This window comes from Spiroplasma endosymbiont of Villa modesta (assembly GCF_964030925.1).
Lineage (GTDB): Bacteria > Bacillota_I > Bacilli_A > Mycoplasmatales > VBWQ01 > Spiroplasma_E.
Genome location: NZ_OZ034992.1, coordinates 733,982 through 752,857 on the forward strand (window position 1 = coordinate 733,982; position 18,876 = coordinate 752,857).

The window sequence follows — 18,876 nt, forward strand, 5'->3', positions numbered from 1 at the left end:
TTTTATGACAAAAGTATATTAATAAAATCTTAAAAAAAAGATAGTATAATAAAAATCATAAACTTAATATAAGTTTTCTAACCCTTATTTTTATTAAAAATAAATGGGTTTTTTTATTTTTTAAAAGAGGAGAAATTAAAAAATGGTAAAAGAAAAAATGTCATCTGCAACAGAGTTAATAAAAAAACTTGAAAGTATAAAGTTAAGATATCAAAAACAACATAATACTCAAATTCCTTATTTTAAAAGAATTATTGAAGAATTAAAAGGTATATCTTTGGTTGCAGATATTCCTAGTGTTATTAAAAATCTTAATTATCTTCAAGATAATTGCGGAAAAAGTACTAAAAAATATTCTGATAAAGCAATAATGCCAATTTTATCTTTGTTTACTGTAACTATTAGTTTTTTAGAAGCACAAGTAAATAAGGGGGCATTAGCAATAGATTTTAAAAATATATATAAATATGATTTAAGTAATGTTTTAACTACTTCAGAAGATAAGTTATTTGTATTAGGTTCACAAACTGATTTAGAAGTTAAAATAAAGTATAGAGATAGTTCTAAAAGTTTAGATGATTTAACACTATATGATAGTTCAGACATTAATGAAATTTTTAAAGAAATGCAAGAAAAAATACATGATTTAAAAATACTAAAAGAAGCTAAAAATAAAATATGTGGACAAATTAATAATTTTAATTTGAATTTCAAAAATGAAAAACAATTAGCAAGAAGATGGTGACATTGACCACTTAAATTTTTGACTTGTGGAATGTGAGAAAGTAATAAAATTAAAGCAATTAATAATAAATATAGTAAGGATAGTTTTGATAAATTAATTGGCGAACATAATGGATTAAATACTAAAATTAATGAGTTAGAAAGTGATATTAAAATTTTAAAAACTAAAGTTAATAAATCAGAAAAGAAAACTAAAATATTAGGAAGTAGTAGTTTAAATTATGGTAAAAAATGAAAATCAATAAATGATTTAGATGAGCATAATATTGTAGAAAAGAGTTTTTCATATCAAAATTTGTTATAAGACGTTATTATTTGGTGATAATTTATTTTTTTAATTTAAAATAAAAATTAATCTCTTTAAAATTTTATTTTTAAAGAGATTAATAATATTTTTTGTTAAAAGGATATAATTTAAGCAATAAGAAATAATAATTATAAAATTATTTTAAATTTTAGTAGTTTTAGATATTTTACTTGGAAGTAATGTTGTGGTTGTAATTCCCATCAGTAGTAATAAAGGTCATTCAAACTCTAATAATGTATCTAAGTCTAATTTATTTGTTAATAAAAAACCTAAATATAAAACTACTGCCAATAAAAATGCAAATATTATTGTTAATAATTTAATTATAAAATAAAATTTAAGTTTTTTTAATTCGTATTTATAATTTTCAGTTTGTTCATCAGTTTCTTTTGAATTCAAATTATTTTCAGTTTGAATATCACTTGTTTCGATAGTTTTTTTACTTTTTGATCATTTTTATCATTTATTTTTTGAATCTGTTTTTGTTTCATTTTATCCTCTTTTTTTAATTTATATAGTCATACACACTTATAGTATATCAAAAATAATAATTAAATAAGATAAAAAAGTATAAATGTTTGTTTTTGCTTAATAAGTACTAAAAATTTACTTTTTATTAAGTAATTACAGAAATTATTTATAATGTAATTGATTTATTTAATTCATCATCATATTCTTTTAAGAGTTGTTTTGAATCGTTTATAATTTGTTTTACTTCTGGTGAATATTGCTCCATTTGTGCTTGTGATACTTCGAACCTTCCTATTCTTATTAGTTCAAGTTCAATGTCTCTAGTATTTTTTTCTTCTTTTGATTCAGAAGAACAAAATCATAATGATGATGGTTCATCTACAAATAGTTCTTTTTTTAATTTTTGGATTTCTTTTCAAATATTTTTTATTTTTTCTTCAATTTCTTTAATGTTCATTTTTTCTTTTTTACGTTCTTCATTTAAAATTAGTATGTATTCTGTAATTCCAAGTGGGTCATTATTAATTTCAAAAAATTTAATTAAAGATATTAATACCTTAATGCCAGTATTTTTGCTATTTTTTATTATTTGTGCAATATTTGGATACTCTGTTTTAAATTGTGTTCAGTTTTTTGATTCTTGTTTATTATCATTATCTTGTAATGGTTTTTCTTCCAACGTTTCGAATTCTTGAGATTGTTGAGGATTTTCCTCATTAACTTTTGTATCATTATCTAAGATTATAGTTTCAAATATTTTTAATAAATATTCATCTGGTATTTTTTTGTTAATATTTTTTAATGCTTCTTTTTTTCTTTTTTCTCATTCCTTTTGAAATAGTTTTTCTTTTTCTATATAAGTTAAAGGCATATCTTTTAATCTTTTTCCTTTCTTTAATTTTAATTTAATAAAAAACCTAATATAGATAAATTTCTATATTAGGAATCAACTTTTATTAAATTATAAATAAATATTAGCATAAAAAATAATTATATTTATAAAGTTAATATTTAACACGAATAAATATAAGTAGTAGATTTATTAATGTATAAGTTGTATTAAAATTAAGATTAGCGTAGTCAATTTTCTTATTTTATGTAGAAGTAGTTATTTTATCAAACTAGGAATCCTTTACATTATTTATTGTAAAAATTAAAAATTATTAAGTTAGAAAATGATAAAATTAATATATAAAAAGTAAAGGAGGAAGTAAATGGAAAAAATTGGTGCTGCAGTTTATTTACATTTAGCAAATTTAGAAGAAATTAAAAATTATACCGAATTATTAGCCAAGAATAATATTAAAACCATTTTTACAACTTTAATTAGTTTTAAAAAAACAGATTATGAAAATTTAAAAAAATTAGTAGTATTAACACAAATTGCTAAAAAGTATAATATGCATGTTTTTGCAGATATTAATATTGAATTTATTAATGAATTTAATCTGAATCTTAATAAACGGCTTGATTTCATAAAGTTTTTTAAAATGTATGGTTTATCGGGTATTCGTTGCAACGAAGGAATTGATATTAAGCATCAAGCAAAATTAAGTCAAAATCGTTTAAATTTTAAAATATTTATTAATGGTTCATATGTTATTAATGATATCAACTACTTAATATTATTTTATAAAGCTAATGTTAATAACCTTATTAGTTGTTATAATTTTTATCCACAAAGATATACCGGTGCTGATATTGACTTTTTTTGTTTAAATCAATCTGAAAGCGTTGTTAATAAAATTCCATTTGCCAGCTTTGTTACATTATTAGGAAAAGATAAAATTGGACCTTGAAAATATAATGATAATTTACCAACATTAGAACTGCATCGTGATTGACCATTGGTAACACAAATTCGTCATTATATTGCTTTATGCATTGATATGATAATTATTGCTAACCAGTTTTTAACAGAATATGATTTGAAAATGATAAATGAAATTGATTATAAAAATTTATCGTTAAAAATTGAGTTAAATTCTAATATTACTGATAGTGAACAACAGATTCTTTTTGATAAAAATATTCATAAAGTTAGATCTGATTTAGCACGTGATATAATTCGTAGTGTTATTTCTCGAGTTATATATCAAGAATTAGATATCCCTGCTAACAATACTAATCAATGATTAGAAAAAGGTGATGTTGTTATTCTTAATAATAAAGCACAAAATTATCGTGGTGAATTACATATTATTACAAATAAAATTAAAAATGATGGTATTCGTAACGTTGTTGGCAAACTTTCTAAAGAAGATTTAAATTTTATTCCATTTTTAGTATCAAATCGTTCATTTAGATTTATTTTATAAATAAATTTTTTGTTTTATTTATTAAAAACATAAACATTTAAAATATGATAAAATCATTAAGTATTATTAAATAATAGTTAGTAAGTGTGAAATTTTAAAAGATAATCTTACTTTTAATTTTTTTTAAAAATAAAAAGTTTAATATTGTATAAAAATATTGATAATTTTTTAATTTACTAATATAATTGTTAAAGTAAAATAAAAAATAGGAGCTGACATGAATGCATTCAGTGAAAAAATCACCATCATCAGACAACAAAGAAAACGAAGAACGAACAAGTAGTGAACAAGAGTTTCAACGTCTTTTAAAAGGATTTAGTAAAAAGGCCCAAGAAACTAAAAGAGCAGAAAAAAGACATAAACATTTTCTTTCTGCGCGTGATGAAAAACGCGAAAAACAAAGCGCTGCTGCTAAAAAGAAAAAACATCGTAAGTAATAAAAAGGAAAAAATGGTAATCACTGTTAATTATTATTGGCGGTGATTTTTTATATGAAATATCCTTTTGTTCAACAAGAAACAGAAAATGATTGTGGTTTGGCATGTCTTGCTATGATATATAGGTTTTATTTTAAGAAGAAGTTATTAATTAATGACATAAAAAAAAGATATATTTTTAACAAAATTGGGAATTAATCTTTTAGAATTAAAACAATTGGCTAGTAATTATAATTTATTATTAAAAGCTTATAATATTAATTTTGATAAATTAAAATCACTAATAATTGTTAAACCATTAATTATTCAAATATATAATGCTAATGTCGGATTTCATTTTATAGTTATTTACAAAAAGAAAAAAAATAAATGACTGGTGGCAAATCCAAAAGATATTGAACTTAGTTGAAAAAATATTGAAGATTTTACAAAAATTTTTACGAATGTTGTTATTTCAACTAATATAATAAATAAATTTTTTATTAGTAATAAAAAAAAGATGAATAAAATTAAAAATTTTTCACCATTTTTGATTCCAAATTATTTATATTATTCATTAATTATTATAATTAATAATTTATTTTAGTTACTATCTTTTTTATAGCACAAGTATTTTATAAGCATTTTATTAATCAAATTATTTTAAATAATAGTTTACAGTTAGCAATGATTTTATTATTAAGTTTCTTTTTTATTAATTTAATGAAAATTTTAATTGAATATATTTTAAATAAAATATGTCAAAAATTTTATTTTTATTTCAATAACTTTTTAGTAGATTTATTTCATAATAAATGATTTAAAAGTAAACCAATAGAAATACAAAAATATAATGGTAGTGATTTTTTACAAATATATCAAGATATTAATAACATATCAACTATGTTTTGTCATAATAGTTTAGAGATAATTATTAATTTTATTACTAGTGTTATTGTTAGCATAGTTTTGATTAAGATTCATTTTATGATTTGATTAGTAAATTTATTAAATGGTTTTATAACAGTATTAATTAATTTTATAATAATGTTATGAAAAAAACCATTAGTAAAAAAATAACTAGTTACAAAATTAGATTTGCAGCAACAAATAATTTTAAGTCAAAAAAGTTTTGAAGATGCCTATTTTCGTAATTTGCAACTGCATATTAAAAGTATGTTAGTTAAAAAGTATAATACACATATTAATAATTATTGACAATTAAATAATTTAGTTATTAATAATAGTTCGTTAACAAGTTTTATTAAAAATATTATTAGTTTTATTACTATATATTTATCATTAATATTAATTTTTGATGGTAAAATTAATCTATCTCAATTAATATTTATTACTAGTATTAGTATTTATATTAATTCTTTTTTTCAAAATATTGGTAATAGTCTTATTTTCTTTCCGGTTTTTATTAAATCATTTCAAAGATTTAATAATTTTATTAATTGTAGATTACAATATAAGAATAACAAAAAAATTTTTTTCAATATCAATTAATAAAATAGTATTAAAAGATTGTTATTTTAATTTAAGAAATAAAGTGGTTTTTAGTAATTTAAATTTAATATTAAAACAAAGTAATATTATTATTGGTCCTTCTGGCATTGGTAAAACAACCTTACTATCATTATTAATTCAGAAATATGTGCCTTTTAAAGGTAAAATTTTAATTAATAATGAAATTGGATTAGATAATATTTCATATGAATTTTGACAAAAAAATGTATTTATTTACATTCAAATTCTATTATTCATAACGGTACAGTTTTAGAAAATATTTTATCATTTAATATTACAAAAGAAAAATTAATAAATTTTCAAAAATTAGGATTTAATGATCTCTTGGGCAGTTTAGGTTTAACAACATTTTATTATTGTCAAGAATATGGGGCTAATCTTAGTCAAGGTCAAAAACAAATAATTATTTTCTTAAGTTTATTTTTTTTATGATTGAAAAGTAATTTTATTAGATGAAATTTTGAGTAACATCAATAATGATTTAAAAATAAAGTTAATAACTTTATTTTTAAATCATTATAAAAAAATAATTATTATTTATGCAGGTCATGATTTAACACTAGTAAAATTATTTAAAAATGTAATTGATTTAAATAATTATAAAAGTATAGATGGTAATGAATAATGATTTTTTTTAGAAAAAGTACTTATTTATTAGGAAGTAGTTCAATTTTTCTTTTTTTTAGGACTCTTATTAGGTTTAAAAATTATTAATATTCCTCATGTTTATGCTGTTAATGGTCAAACTATTTTTATAAGTGAGACAAGATATGAAAATAAGGGACACTTTGCTTATTTATTAGATTTTAAAAGAGAAGAATGTTTAAAGTTTAATAGTTTTAATCAAATTACTATTTTTTTCTCTATTAATAAATGTTATTTAACAATTTTTTTTCCAAAATGAAATGATAATAATCAACTTTTAATTGAAGAAAACATTAATTCTAATACATATTTAAATCAAATGGTATTAATAATTATTGGTAAAGAAAGTTTGTTAACATTTATTTGAAATAATATTACAACATAAATGTAAATATTGATATAATTTAATCAAAAAGAAGTTAGGTAGATAAATGCCAGCAAAAATTAATATTGTAAATATTTACAATGATCATAACTATGACATTAAAAATTTTAATATTTTATCAGAAAATATTTTAAATGCAGTAGCTATTAAGTTAAAACAGAAAATTACATGGTGTATTGCTGTTATTTTTAATGACGAACAGACTAGTATTGAATTAAATAAAATGTATCGTCATAAAGATTATGTTCCTGATGTTTTATCATTTGGAAATAATGATGATGATTTTCCAAATATTAATATTGATATTAGAGATTTAGGCGATGTTTATATTTGTTATTCAAAGGCAGTAGCGCAAGCACAAGAATATGGTCATAGTTTAATTAGAGAATTATCATTTCTTTTTATTCATGGATTACTTCATACATTAGGATATGATCATCAAAATAGCGTAGAAGAAAAGGTTATGTTTGATTTACAAGATGAAATTTTAAATATTCTTGGTATTACTAGAAAATAAGGAGTGGTATAATGGAACAAGATATAGATTTATTAGTATTATTGAAAAAAGCAAAAGTAATACAAAAAAATGCTTATGCGCCTTATTCTTTATTTAGAGTTGCTGCAATAGTAATTTTGAAAAATAGTAAAGAAGTGTTAGGAGTAAATGTTGAAAATGCTGCATACTCAGTAGGTATTTGTGCTGAAAGAGCAGCTTTGTCACAAGTTATTGCTCAAGGTTATAAAAAAGAAGATATTATTAGTCTATTTTTAATTACTGATAGTGAAACGGTTGGTTCTCCTTGTGGTATGTGTCGTCAATTTATGATTGAAATTATGCCAGAAACATGCCCTGTTTATATTAGTAATAAAAATGAAAATAATGATACTAAAACAATTTGTAAAATATTAGTAAAAGACTTATTACCTTTAGCGTTTAAACCAAGTTCATTGAAAGGGAATTAATTTATGATTAATAATTTTAAATCAGGTTTTGTTAGTTTTATTGGTAGAAGTAATGTTGGAAAATCAACTTTATTAAATACCATTCTTCAAGAAAAAAAGGCAATTGTGTCTAATAAACCACAAACAACCAGAAATCAAATTCAAGGTATTTATAATAGTGATGATATGCAAATCATATTTTTTGATACTCCCGGCATTCATAAACATAATAACCAACTTGGACGAATGATGAATCGCGATGCTAACCGTGCCACTAAAGAAACTAACATTATTTGTTTATTAGCGCCATGTAATGAATACATTGGAAATAGCGATAAACATATTATTAAATTATTATCAGAAAGGGTAAATACAACTATTCTACTTTTATTAACTAAGGTTGATTTAGTAACAAAAGAAAAATTAATGGATAAAATTAATGAGTGAAAAGATTTATTACCATTTAAAGAAATAATTCCAATTTCTGCTATAAAAGAAATGAACTTAGATATATTATTGAAAAAACTATATGAGTATTTACCAATTGGTGAAAAGAATTATTTAATTGAAAATAACGATGATGTTTCAGATAATACTTTAATTAAGGAAATTATTCGTGAAAAAATTTTAAATTTAACAGAAGAAGAAATTCCTTATAGTGTAGCAGTATTAATTGAGAGTATTAATTATAATCCAAATACTAATATTACTGATATTAATGCTGTTATTGTTGTTGAACGCGACTCACAAAAAGGAATTATTATTGGTAAAGGAGGTAGTATGATTAAAGAAATTGGAATAAGAGCTAGAACAGATTTAGAAAGTATTTTTGATTCTCATATTATATTAAAAACTTTTGTAAAAGTAATACCTGATTGAAGAAATAATCCTAGAAAATTAAAAGAGTTAGGTTATAGTTAAAATATGTTTAATATTGATACTGGTTTGATTTTAAACATTAACTACATTAAATCAATAAATAATGTTACCATTTTAACATCAAATTATGGTGTTAAAATAGTTTCTTTACCAGAAATAAAAATCAATTTAAATAAATATAGTCTTTTAGATTGTTGAATTTTTATTTTTAATCAAAATTATGATTGTTCAAACTTATGTATAACATATAAAAAAATAAAAAGTTTTAATAGTTTTATAAATGAAAAAAGTTATCAATTGATTAAAAGTTTTAACAAGATAATTATTAATTATTTAGAAAAAATTAGTATTAATAATAAAAATATCTTTTCTTTTTTATTTAATTTATATGAACAGTTAATGATAAATAGTAACTTTAAGAAAGTTTATGTTTTTTTCTTATTTCATAGTTTAATATTTCAAGGAATTAGTTTAACTTTACTAATTGTATTAATTGTAATCAAATAACTAATTTGTATTTAATTAATTATGATTTGGGTGGTATTTTTTGTAAAAATTGTTCTTTAAAATTAGCTATAATTAATTTTGACATTGTTTTGTTTAAAAAAATATATCAACTTTATTTATTAAATTATCAAGATATTAATAAATAAAGTTGAAAAAGAAGAACTTAATAAAATTCTTAATATTTTAGAAAACCACTGTCAAAAATATAATAATAAATTAATAATTACATAAATATTTTAATAATTAGTTGTTATATTGTTTTTAATAATATATAACACTTATAATAGGTTGACAAAACCTATCTATGAACATATTATTAACAAGATTATTCTTTTTAGAGATTTTATGTATTATTTAAGATATTTAAGAAAATTTTTATGATTAATGGAGGGGCAATGATTAATAAAATTATCAATGATAAGTCAATGAAGGAAATAATTACTCATTTAAAAGAAAATGGTTTTATTTTTCAAGGATCAGAAATTTATTCAGGTCTTGCTAATAGTTGAGATTATGGTCCGCTTGGTGTAGCACTTAAAAATAATATTAAGAAAAGTTGATGAGTTTTTTTTGTCGAAAAAAATCCATACAATGTTGGGTTAGATAGTTCAATTATTATGAAATCTAAAGTTTGAGAAGCTTCAGGGCATTTGAGTAATTTTAGTGATCCATTAATTGATTGTAAAAAATGTAAGTCTCGATTTCGAGTTGATAATTTAATTAATCATTATTTTCCTAGTATTAATTGTGATAATTGAAGTAATGAAAAATTAGAAACATATATTAATCAAAATCATATTAAATGTATTAAATGCAATAATGAAGATTGAACTAAAGTTAGACAATTTCAATTAATGTTTGAAACATATCAAGGTGTTTTAAAAGAAGATAAAAATAAAATTTATTTAAGACCTGAAACTGCACAAGGAATATTTATAAATTTTAATAATGTAAGAAATAGTTGTAATAAAAAAGTACCATTTGGTATTGGTCAAATTGGTAAAAGTTTTAGAAATGAGATAAATCCTGGTAATTTTATTTTTCGTACTAGAGAATTTGAACAAATGGAATTAGAATTTTTCTTTATTCCAAAGGATAAAAATGATAACACTTGATTTAATTATTGAGTTTATCAATGTAAAGAATTTCTCTCTCTAGTAGGTTTATTGAATTCAAAAAATATAAAATTTAAAAATCATGAACAAAATCAACTAGCACATTATGCATTAGCAACTACTGATATTGAATATAATTTTCCTTTTGGTATGAGTGAATTATGTGGTATAGCTAATCGCGGGAATTATGATTTAACAAAACATAGTGAGAATTCTGGTGTAAATTTTGAAATTCAAGATCCTAATGTTACAGTAAAAAGAATGGTTATTCCTTCAGTTATTGAACCTTCAATTGGTGTTGAAAGGCTTTTATTAGCTTTAGTTTGTGAAGCATTTACAAAAGAAGTTTTAAAAGACGATAAAGAACGGTTAGTGTTAAAATTAAATAAGAGTATTTGCCCTTATCAAGTAGCTGTTATGTCTTTAAATAAAACAAAATTGGGTAAAGAGGCATATGAAATTTTTGAAATGTTAAATAAAACACAATTAAGAGTAATTTATGAAGCATCATCAAGTGTTGGTAAATCTTATCGTTATCAAGATGGTATTGGTACTATGTATTGTGTAACAATTGATTATGACACAAAAACTAAAGGTACTGTTACAATTAGAGATCGTGATACTACAAATCAAGTTATAGTTAAAGTTGATCAACTTAAAGAATATTTATATGACAAATTAGACATTATTTGTTAGAATTGTGTGAAAAAATATGGATATCGAGTTTAATAAAAAAATTAATGAAGTTAAAGCAAAAATTAATATTGTTGAAGTTATGGGTAAATATTTAAATTTGATCCGTAAAGGCAATAATTTTTGAGCTATCTGTCCTTTTCACGAAGACTCTACTCCTTCATTATCAATTTCACAAGAAAAACAAATTTATAAATGTTTTTCTTGTGGTGAACAAGGAAACGTTTTTATTTTTTTACAAAAATATAAAAATATTAATTTTATTAATGCTCTTAAAGAAGCAGCAGATAATGTTAATTTAAATTTAAAAGAGTTTGATATTAATTTATCTGAATTTAATGTTGAAACTAAAAAAAATCCACTAAAAATTTTAAATAATATTGCAATGAATTTTTTTAGTTATCAGTTACTAACTGATATTGGTCAAGAAGCAATGAAATATTTACAAAATCGTAATATTACTACTGAAAATATTAAATATTTTAATATTGGTTATGCACCTATTAATAATGAATTAATAGATTATCTTAATGCACAAGGTTATAAAGATAATATTGAATTTGTAAAATTAGGACTTATGAAAATTAATAATAAGGATCAACTTCTTCCTACCTTTTCAAATCGAATTATGTTTGCTATTAAAGATGAAGTTGGAGATTGTGTTGGTTTTTCTGCAAGAAATTATAATAGAGAAGATAAAAGTTATAAATATATTAATAGTCCAGAAACAGTTTTTTTTAAGAAAAGTAAAATTTTATATAACTTTAATAATGTTAAAAATTATATTAAAAAAAATGAAGTTATTTATTTGACTGAAGGTTTTATGGATGTTATTGCTCTAAATAATCAAAATATTAAAAATGTTGTTGCTTTAATGGGAACAAATTTAACAAAAGAACATATTTTACTTTTAAAAAAAATTACTATTAATATTATTATTTTTTTAGATGGTGATTTACCAGGAAAAATAGCATCTTTAAAAATAGCTAGTGTTTTATTATCAAATAATTTTAAAGTACAAATTATCAATAATGATACTAAATTTGATCCTGATGAATTAATAAATAAATTTCCTCAAAAATTTTATGAAATAATAAAAAAAACCATTCATCCTTTTGAATTTGCAATTAATTTATCATTAACTAAATATAACATTAAAAAAGATAGTTATGAACTTAATGAATTTTTAAAATCATTAGTTCCAATTTGAACAAAAATCAATGATGTTATTACTAAAAAGTTTTACTTAAATATGTTAGCAAAAATAACTAATTTATCCACTGAAGACTTAATACAAATTTTAAATATTGATAATAATTTAGTAACTACAACTTTTAGTATCAAAAATAAATCTAAAATAGAAGTAAAAAATATTTTTTTTGAAGCACAAGAACAACTTATTTTTTTAGTAATGTTATCAAAAAATGTTTATTTAATTTTAGAAAAAGAAAAATTTATTTTTCCAAATCAAGATTTTATGAATTTATACTTTTTAATTAGTCAAAAATATCAAAATAATCAAATAGAAGCAATTAATTTTGATTTAATTTTAGAAGAACTTAAAGGTAATTCACTTTTAAATATTTTAGAAAAACTTCTTGATAAGTATAAAAATAAAAAGTTTGATTTAAAACCTCAAATTATTAATGATTACTTAAAAATTATTAATAATCAATTAATTGATTATGAAATAAAAATGATCAATGATAAATTGAAATCTGAAAAAAATATTGAAAAACAAATATTGTTATTAAAAGAAATATCAGTATTAAAAAATAAAATAAAGAAAAAATAAGTATGATGATAAATTAAGGATAAGGTGAAAATATGGCTGTTATACAACAAAAAACGAAATTGAAAAAACTTTTAACTTTAGAAGAAGTAGAAAGTAATTTAATTAAAAAATTAGAAAAGAGTCAAACAAAAGAATTAAAACAAGAAGATGTCATTAAAGAGTTTGCACATTTAAAATTAGATGATGATACGATTGAGGAAATTTTTGATCGGTTAGAAAAAGAAGGAGTAGTCTTTACTGATATTTTGATGGATGAAGTTGAAGATGATGCTAATTTTACCGATATTGATGATGAACAATTACCTGATGATTTAGATATTGATATTTTAGTTAGTGATTTGAGTTTTAAAAATACAATGGGGATCTCTAATGATACAAGAAGAAAAGATGGAATTAAGTCTTATTTTAATATTTTGGGAACAAGTCAAATATTGAGTCAAGGTGAGGAAATTAAATATGCTAAAATGTTAGAATCAAAAGATGTTGAGGAAAGAACATATGGTCGTGAGCAATTAATTAAATCAAATTTAAAATTAGTAGTTTCTGTTGCTAGAAAACATTTAAATCGTGGTTTAGATTTTGCTGATTTAATTGAAGAAGGTAATATTGGTCTTATTAAAGCAGTTGATAAATTTGATTATCGCCGTGGTTTTAAATTTTCAACTTATGCTACTTGATGAATTAGACAATCAATTACACGAAGTTTAGCTGATCAAGGTAAAATGGTTCGTGTACCTGTTCATATGGTTGAAAGAATTAATAAGTTAACAAGAATTGAAAGAAACTTAACACAAGAATTAGGTCGTGATCCTACTCATGAGGAAATTGCCAATAAAATGGGACAAAACATGACAGCCGATCGTGTTCGTGAAATTAAAAAACTTGCTATTGAACCAGTATCTTTAGAAAAACCAATTGGTGAAGAAGATGATACACATTTTGGTGATTTTATTAAAGATAAAAATATGCTATCTCCCGATGAATATGCCGAAAGACATTGATTAAGAGAACAATTGGATCGTGTTTTTGCTGAAGTATTAACAAAACGAGAAGAAAAAGTTATTAGAATGCGTTTTGGAATTTTACCAACAAAATTAAGAAGATTATTAGAACTTTGTGAAGATGAAAAAGAAATTACTGAATTAAAAACAGTAGTTAATAATTTACAGTTACACTATGATACTAGTTTAGATAAAACAGAATTGTTAAGTGATAAGGTTGTTCATCGTCATATTACTAAGTACGATTCTCCAAAAACTCTAGAAGAAGTTGGTAAAGAATTTATTGTTACAAGAGAAAGAATTAGACAAATAGAAGCAAAGGCAATTAGAAAATTAAAACATCCGTCTAAATCTAAACATATTAAAGAATTTTATAAAGGATAATAGTTAAAATGTTAACTATCAATAATATAATTAATGTTTTAGAAACATATTTTCCTTTAAAAGATGTTTGTGAATGAGATTTTTCAGGAATACAAATTAAATCAAAAACAAAGACCAATATTAATAAAATTTTAGTTTGTTTGGATGTTACTAATGAAGTTTTAACTGAGGCCATTAATAATAATATTGATTTAATAATTTCTCATCATCCATTAGTTTTTGCCAAAGATATTAATCAATCTAATATTTCAAATTGAAAAAAAGAATTATATAGTAAAATACTAATAGCAGATATTAATGTATATTCATTACATACTAATTTTGATATATCATTAGTAGGTATGAATATGTTGATGGCTAAAGAATTAAAAATTAAAAATATTCATTTTATTAATGAAGAAAAGTTGGCAATAGTTGGTAAATTTGATAGACAAATGCCATTAAAAGAATTGATTAATAACTTAAAAAAATATTTTAATGTTGCAAATATACAATTGGTTAATAATAAATTGAATGATAACAATATAGTGACTGTTGCTTTATCTGCTGGTGCTGGTGGTGATATTATTAGTAATTTATCTAACAATATTGATTTATTAATTACTGGAGAAATGAAATGAAACTATATTATGGAAGCTAAAGATAGAAAAATTAATGTTATTTTGGTTGGTCATTATATGGAACAAAAATTTGTTGATTTTCTTTTTCAATTACTTATTGAAAAATTATCAACAAAAGTTAAAGTTTTTAAGTATAATTTAGAAAATCCTATTGCTTTTTTTTAAACTTATAAAATTTAAAAAGGAAAAAACTATTTTTTAAATAAAAATAAGTTTTAGGGGGTTGATAAATATGATTTTAGAAGATTTAGAACCAATGACTGATCAAGAGTGTCAGGCAGTTAGTGGTGGTTTTGCTCAATTTTTAATGGGTGCCATGTTAGCAGGGATAGCAATTCCTGTTATTAAAAATTTATGAAATAGTGTTTCAGGAAGTATTAAGTTACCAGGTGGTATTGAAAGTAAATGAGATAGTTCTAAAGATGATAGTAAAGATTTAACAAAAATTAAAGATGAATTTAATAAATTTCAAGAAAAATTAACACATTTAATACCACCTTTTTATGAATTTTAAAGAACTTAATAATACAAAAAACCAAGAGAAAAAGCCATTAAATATGGCTTTGACGCTCTTAGTGATAATGAATTATTAGCAATTATTTTGCGAACAGGAACTAAAGAAAAAAAATGTATTATTTTTAGCGCAAGAAATAATTACTAATTTTAATGGTCTTGAAAATTTAAATAAAGTAACTATTAAATCTTTGATGAGTATTAAAGGTATTGGTGTTAGTAAGGCTTTAGAAATTTTAAGTTGTTTAGAAATAGTAAAAAGAATAAGAACTATTGAAAGTCAAAAAAAATATTTTAAAATTATTATTCCTGAAGATGTTTTTAATTTAGTTAATGCATATTATCAAAATTTAACGCAAGAACATTTTTATTTATTATTATTAAATAATCAAAATAAATTAATTCATCAAAATTTATTATATAAGGGTACTAATGATATTATGAAAATTGATGTTAAAGATATGTTGCATCTGGCACTTATTCATAAATCAAGTAAAGTAATTTGTATTCATAATCATCCTAGTGGTAATAGTGAACCTTCACTATCTGATTTATATATCACCGAAGAAATTAAAAAAAATTTTCAGGTTTTTAATATTACCTTAGTTGATCATATTATTATTGGCAAAGGTAATTATTTTAGTATAAATTTAAATAAAAAATATTATAAGTTTAAATAAAAACTTAAAAAAATACATTACTTAAATTTAAAAATATAGTAAAATTATTATGGTTTAGTGTGTAAATAATATTTAACTTACCAAGAATGGACTAGTTATTAAACATAGTTTGTTATTAGATATTGATAAGAAAGGAGAAAATTATGTCAACAATTAAACCAAGCAATGAATCATTTACTGCCCAACCGTCACTATTTGGAAAAATTATGGTTTATTTATCTTTTGTTTTAATATTTCCAATAATTTTATTTATTGTTTCTCGTAATAATTTTCTAAGATTACAACAATCAATTGAAGAAACTGCTTCTGATATTGATGTGCAATTAAAGCGTCGTTTTGATTTATTAACAAAATTAGTAGATGCTACTAAAGGTTATATGAAATTTGAAAAAAGTACATTAACAGATGTTGTATCTTTACGAAGTGGAAAAATGGAAACAATGAGTGATCTTTCAAAAGCAGATAGTGGACTTAATGCAGCTTTTGGAAAATTTAATGCTTTATTAGAAAATTATCCTGATTTAAAAGCAAATACTACTGTTTTACAATTACAATCAGGTGCCAAAGATTGTGAAGATAATATTGCTGCTGCTAGAAGATTTTATAATGCTAATGTTAAGGTGTTCAATAGTAAAATTAAAACCTTTCCAAGTAATGTTGTAGCATCAACATTAAATTTAGTTTCAAAAGATTACTTTCTTGCATCAGATAGCGATCGTCAAGATATTAAAATTGATTTATAAAATTAAATTTATTTTTGAAAATATATTTAAATTAGTTATTTACCCCTTTCTTTAGACAAATAAATTGTTTTGAATAAACATTTATGATTTGTTTAAAGAAAGGGTATTTTATTTAAAATTAAAATTTATATTAATTAGATTTAATTCTTTTATTCTTTGGACATATTCCGTAATTAAATTTAATTAATTGTCAATAAAATTGTTTTAAAACTATTTAGTGTTATTGAATATAGAAATAAATATTTTTTGAAAAAATAGTTTAAAAAATGAGTTTACATTTTAAACAAAAAATTGTTAATAATATTTTTATATTAACTCGATAAAAATTTAAATTTTAAAAAAATATTTTTAATATTTTTTTTATTTTAATGATTTTATTTTATTAAAAATTTCACAAAGTAAGTTAAATCTTAAGTACATAAGTCTAAATTTAGATTTTCTACATTTATTTACTAAAATTTTGAATCTTTTCAATCAAGCAAAGACATGTTCAACTTTAATTCTAATTTTAGATACAATCTTATTGTATTTTCTTTCTTGTTTAGTTAATTTTTTATTTTTAGTTCTTTTAATTGGTATTATTGTATTTTTATAAATATTTTGTATACCTTGATATCCTAAATCACCAATAATTATTGTTTTTTCTGAAAATTCAAGATTTGAATTTTTTAATATTTGAAAATCATGCACTTTACCATTATCAGCAAAAATATCAACAATTTTTTTATTAAAAAAATCATATACAATTTGAAATTTTATAGAATACATTCAACTTTTACCAGAAAAATATTCTAACTGTAGTTTTTTTTAGTTGGTCTTTCAATTTCAATCTCAGTTGAATCAATTAAATAAAATTGAAATTCATTTGAATTTTCTTGTTTTTTATCAATTTTTAATTTATATCTTTCTTTTAAAAATTGGTAATCTTTGTGGTTACTAAGTTTATTTTCTACTCAAGTAATATTTCGAAAACAACTTGATGGGCTCATTTTAGATTTAATACTCATTTGAAAAAAAGTATAATATTCTTTTCAGTATAATAAAGTCATCATTAATCTTTCTTCTACTGAAAGTTTATTTTTTCGACCTTTATTTTTTTCAAATTTTTCTATTTCAATTAATTTTTCTAACATTTCATTAAAATGAAAACGTTTTATACCAAAATATCTGTAAAATTCTTCATTTTTTAATTTTTTTAAATTTTCAAAAATCATTTTTATCAACACTTTTCTAAATTTATTGTTAATAACAAAATTATAAAATAAATTTTAAAATTATTAATTGACTTTTAAAAAATTTAATTACAGAATATGTCTTTTATTTCGGCCGAATAAAAAATTGGTATATTTTATAAAAATGACATGAGAGATAATTCTCTCATTTTTAATTGTTCAACAATTATAATTAATTATTTTATTAAACCAGCACTTTATTAAAGTAATTAATTATTACATAACTAAATAAAAAATTATTTAGGCTATTGTGCTGGAATATTCCAATAGTAATTTTTAGTGTGTTCTTTTAAAGAAAAGAGAAAGAAAAAGTTTTTTCTCCCCCACACCCCCTCTTTTTCAAAAAGAAAGAGAAAAGAATTTTTCTCTTTTTAAGACTTCTTTTAAATAAGACTTAAATTAAAGAAAGGATTATATTTTATGTTTAAAGAAAATATTAAAAAAGATTTATCAAAAGAAGAAATTACTAATTTACTTTTAGATTTTGATAAAGATAATATTTTTCAACAAAATTTAGAAGAAAAAGAAATACAAGAATTATTAGAAAAAACAAAAATTAATTTTACTTCTATTTTCTTGCCAAAAATAGCAATTATTAATGAAACTAGTAAAGCAAGTTTTATTAAATTATTAAATGAAAATAATTCTAATGTTATTGGTGTATGAATTGATAAAAGATTTATTCATAGAAGTAAAGAAAAAAATGAAATTAGAATAAGTATTAAAAGAAGTTTTGATTTTACTATTTATGAATATGATTTAAAAAATAAAACTAATAAAAAGTTAGAAAGTATTAAAGGTTATAAATTACTTTTAAAGTTAAAACAATTAAAAGCAAGTTTACCAATTGAAAATAATTTTTGAGAAAAATTACAAGAAAAAAATAATTTTATTAAGAAAGGCATTAATTATGTTACTTAATGTTGAAAAAATAGAATTAATTAAAAATTTAT

26 protein-coding genes and 1 pseudogene are annotated in these 18,876 nt (G+C 21.0%); 23 read left to right on the plus strand and 4 right to left on the minus strand.

Annotation, left to right across the window (positions count from 1 at the left end):
- Positions 1-142 precede the first annotated feature (142 nt).
- On the plus strand, positions 143-1,048 hold the full coding sequence (locus AAHM89_RS04745; protein ID WP_342267095.1) for a hypothetical protein: 906 nt from the start codon (positions 143-145) through the stop codon (positions 1,046-1,048).
- A gap of 144 nt (positions 1,049-1,192) precedes the next feature.
- On the opposite strand, the gene AAHM89_RS04750 is transcribed toward AAHM89_RS04745, so the two are convergent.
- Together AAHM89_RS04750 and AAHM89_RS04755 are read right to left on the minus strand one after the other, a co-directional pair.
- Positions 1,193-1,450, minus strand: coding sequence for a hypothetical protein (locus AAHM89_RS04750; RefSeq protein ID WP_342267096.1), 258 nt, complete (start codon positions 1,448-1,450; stop codon positions 1,193-1,195).
- 238 nt (positions 1,451-1,688) lie between these two features.
- Complete coding sequence (locus AAHM89_RS04755; RefSeq protein ID WP_342267097.1) at positions 1,689-2,393, minus strand: hypothetical protein; 705 nt, start codon at positions 2,391-2,393, stop codon at positions 1,689-1,691.
- A gap of 343 nt (positions 2,394-2,736) precedes the next feature.
- Between AAHM89_RS04755 and AAHM89_RS04760 the strand changes: the two genes are divergently transcribed.
- From AAHM89_RS04760 to AAHM89_RS04845, 21 genes and pseudogenes are all read left to right on the plus strand, one after another.
- A complete protein-coding gene (locus AAHM89_RS04760) occupies positions 2,737-3,840 on the plus strand; it encodes a MupG family TIM beta-alpha barrel fold protein (RefSeq protein WP_342267098.1) in 1,104 nt (367 codons plus the stop codon).
- 221 nt (positions 3,841-4,061) lie between these two features.
- A complete protein-coding gene (locus tag AAHM89_RS04765; protein ID WP_174480618.1) occupies positions 4,062-4,277 on the plus strand; it encodes a hypothetical protein in 216 nt (71 codons plus the stop codon).
- Positions 4,278-4,331: 54 nt separating this feature from the next.
- Entirely contained in the window at positions 4,332-4,475 is a 144-nt protein-coding gene (locus AAHM89_RS12800; protein ID WP_425289636.1) for a cysteine peptidase family C39 domain-containing protein, read from the plus strand.
- Complete coding sequence (locus AAHM89_RS04770; protein ID WP_342267099.1) at positions 4,465-4,863, plus strand: cysteine peptidase family C39 domain-containing protein; 399 nt, start codon at positions 4,465-4,467, stop codon at positions 4,861-4,863. Before AAHM89_RS12800 ends, AAHM89_RS04770 begins: the two co-directional genes overlap by 11 nt.
- Before the next feature lie 80 nt (positions 4,864-4,943).
- Positions 4,944-5,336, plus strand: a complete 393-nt coding sequence (locus AAHM89_RS04775; protein ID WP_342267100.1) for a hypothetical protein — start codon at positions 4,944-4,946, stop codon at positions 5,334-5,336.
- Between the two features lie 96 nt (positions 5,337-5,432).
- On the plus strand, positions 5,433-5,768 hold the full coding sequence (locus AAHM89_RS04780; protein ID WP_342267101.1) for a hypothetical protein: 336 nt from the start codon (positions 5,433-5,435) through the stop codon (positions 5,766-5,768).
- Positions 5,769-5,811: 43 nt separating this feature from the next.
- Positions 5,812-6,042: an ATP-binding cassette domain-containing protein gene (locus AAHM89_RS12805; RefSeq protein ID WP_425289678.1), complete on the plus strand. Its 231-nt coding sequence runs from the start codon at positions 5,812-5,814 to the stop codon at positions 6,040-6,042.
- Positions 5,982-6,257, plus strand: a complete 276-nt coding sequence (locus tag AAHM89_RS04785) for a hypothetical protein (RefSeq protein ID WP_342267102.1) — start codon at positions 5,982-5,984, stop codon at positions 6,255-6,257. The genes AAHM89_RS12805 and AAHM89_RS04785 overlap by 61 nt, the downstream gene beginning before the upstream one ends.
- Positions 6,250-6,414, plus strand: coding sequence for a hypothetical protein (locus tag AAHM89_RS04790; protein WP_342267103.1), 165 nt, complete (start codon positions 6,250-6,252; stop codon positions 6,412-6,414). Before AAHM89_RS04785 ends, AAHM89_RS04790 begins: the two co-directional genes overlap by 8 nt.
- A gap of 451 nt (positions 6,415-6,865) precedes the next feature.
- A complete protein-coding gene (ybeY, locus tag AAHM89_RS04795; RefSeq protein WP_174480613.1) occupies positions 6,866-7,336 on the plus strand; it encodes an rRNA maturation RNase YbeY in 471 nt (156 codons plus the stop codon).
- 11 nt (positions 7,337-7,347) lie between these two features.
- Positions 7,348-7,782 (plus strand): cytidine deaminase, encoded by a 435-nt coding sequence (gene cdd, locus AAHM89_RS04800; RefSeq protein WP_338957389.1) that lies wholly within the window; start codon positions 7,348-7,350, stop codon positions 7,780-7,782.
- Positions 7,783-7,785: 3 nt separating this feature from the next.
- A complete protein-coding gene (gene era / locus AAHM89_RS04805; RefSeq protein ID WP_342267104.1) occupies positions 7,786-8,682 on the plus strand; it encodes a GTPase Era in 897 nt (298 codons plus the stop codon).
- Positions 8,683-8,685: 3 nt separating this feature from the next.
- Positions 8,686-9,147, plus strand: a complete 462-nt coding sequence (locus AAHM89_RS04810; protein WP_342267105.1) for a hypothetical protein — start codon at positions 8,686-8,688, stop codon at positions 9,145-9,147.
- A 395-nt stretch (positions 9,148-9,542) separates the two neighbouring features.
- Positions 9,543-10,958 carry a glycine--tRNA ligase gene (locus AAHM89_RS04815; RefSeq protein ID WP_342267106.1) on the plus strand — a complete coding sequence of 472 codons (1,416 nt, stop codon included), beginning with the start codon at positions 9,543-9,545 and terminating at the stop codon, positions 10,956-10,958.
- A gap of 16 nt (positions 10,959-10,974) precedes the next feature.
- Positions 10,975-12,750, plus strand: coding sequence for a DNA primase (gene dnaG, locus AAHM89_RS04820; RefSeq protein WP_342267107.1), 1,776 nt, complete (start codon positions 10,975-10,977; stop codon positions 12,748-12,750).
- A 32-nt stretch (positions 12,751-12,782) separates the two neighbouring features.
- Positions 12,783-14,135 (plus strand): sigma-70 family RNA polymerase sigma factor, encoded by a 1,353-nt coding sequence (locus AAHM89_RS04825; RefSeq protein ID WP_338957374.1) that lies wholly within the window; start codon positions 12,783-12,785, stop codon positions 14,133-14,135.
- Between the two features lie 8 nt (positions 14,136-14,143).
- Positions 14,144-14,920 (plus strand): Nif3-like dinuclear metal center hexameric protein, encoded by a 777-nt coding sequence (locus AAHM89_RS04830; protein ID WP_342267108.1) that lies wholly within the window; start codon positions 14,144-14,146, stop codon positions 14,918-14,920.
- A gap of 67 nt (positions 14,921-14,987) precedes the next feature.
- Positions 14,988-15,269: a hypothetical protein gene (locus AAHM89_RS04835; RefSeq protein WP_338987013.1), complete on the plus strand. Its 282-nt coding sequence runs from the start codon at positions 14,988-14,990 to the stop codon at positions 15,267-15,269.
- Positions 15,270-15,296: 27 nt separating this feature from the next.
- Positions 15,297-15,359, plus strand: a pseudogene (locus AAHM89_RS12810) (hypothetical protein); the annotation flags it as partial.
- Positions 15,352-15,948, plus strand: a complete 597-nt coding sequence (locus AAHM89_RS04840) for a JAB domain-containing protein (RefSeq protein WP_342267298.1) — start codon at positions 15,352-15,354, stop codon at positions 15,946-15,948. The pseudogene AAHM89_RS12810 and the gene AAHM89_RS04840, both read left to right, overlap by 8 nt.
- Before the next feature lie 143 nt (positions 15,949-16,091).
- Complete coding sequence (locus AAHM89_RS04845; protein ID WP_252319773.1) at positions 16,092-16,691, plus strand: LemA family protein; 600 nt, start codon at positions 16,092-16,094, stop codon at positions 16,689-16,691.
- A 360-nt stretch (positions 16,692-17,051) separates the two neighbouring features.
- Here the strand turns inward: AAHM89_RS04845 and AAHM89_RS04850 are convergent, their stop codons facing one another.
- A complete protein-coding gene (locus AAHM89_RS04850) occupies positions 17,052-17,459 on the minus strand; it encodes a transposase family protein (RefSeq protein WP_342265941.1) in 408 nt (135 codons plus the stop codon).
- Between the two features lie 23 nt (positions 17,460-17,482).
- Positions 17,483-17,905 carry a transposase family protein gene (locus AAHM89_RS04855; RefSeq protein WP_342267109.1) on the minus strand — a complete coding sequence of 141 codons (423 nt, stop codon included), beginning with the start codon at positions 17,903-17,905 and terminating at the stop codon, positions 17,483-17,485.
- A 438-nt stretch (positions 17,906-18,343) separates the two neighbouring features.
- Here AAHM89_RS04855 and AAHM89_RS04860 point away from each other — a divergent pair, with 438 nt between their 5' ends.
- Complete coding sequence (locus AAHM89_RS04860) at positions 18,344-18,844, plus strand: hypothetical protein (protein ID WP_342267110.1); 501 nt, start codon at positions 18,344-18,346, stop codon at positions 18,842-18,844.
- The last annotated feature ends 32 nt before the right edge of the window (positions 18,845-18,876 follow it).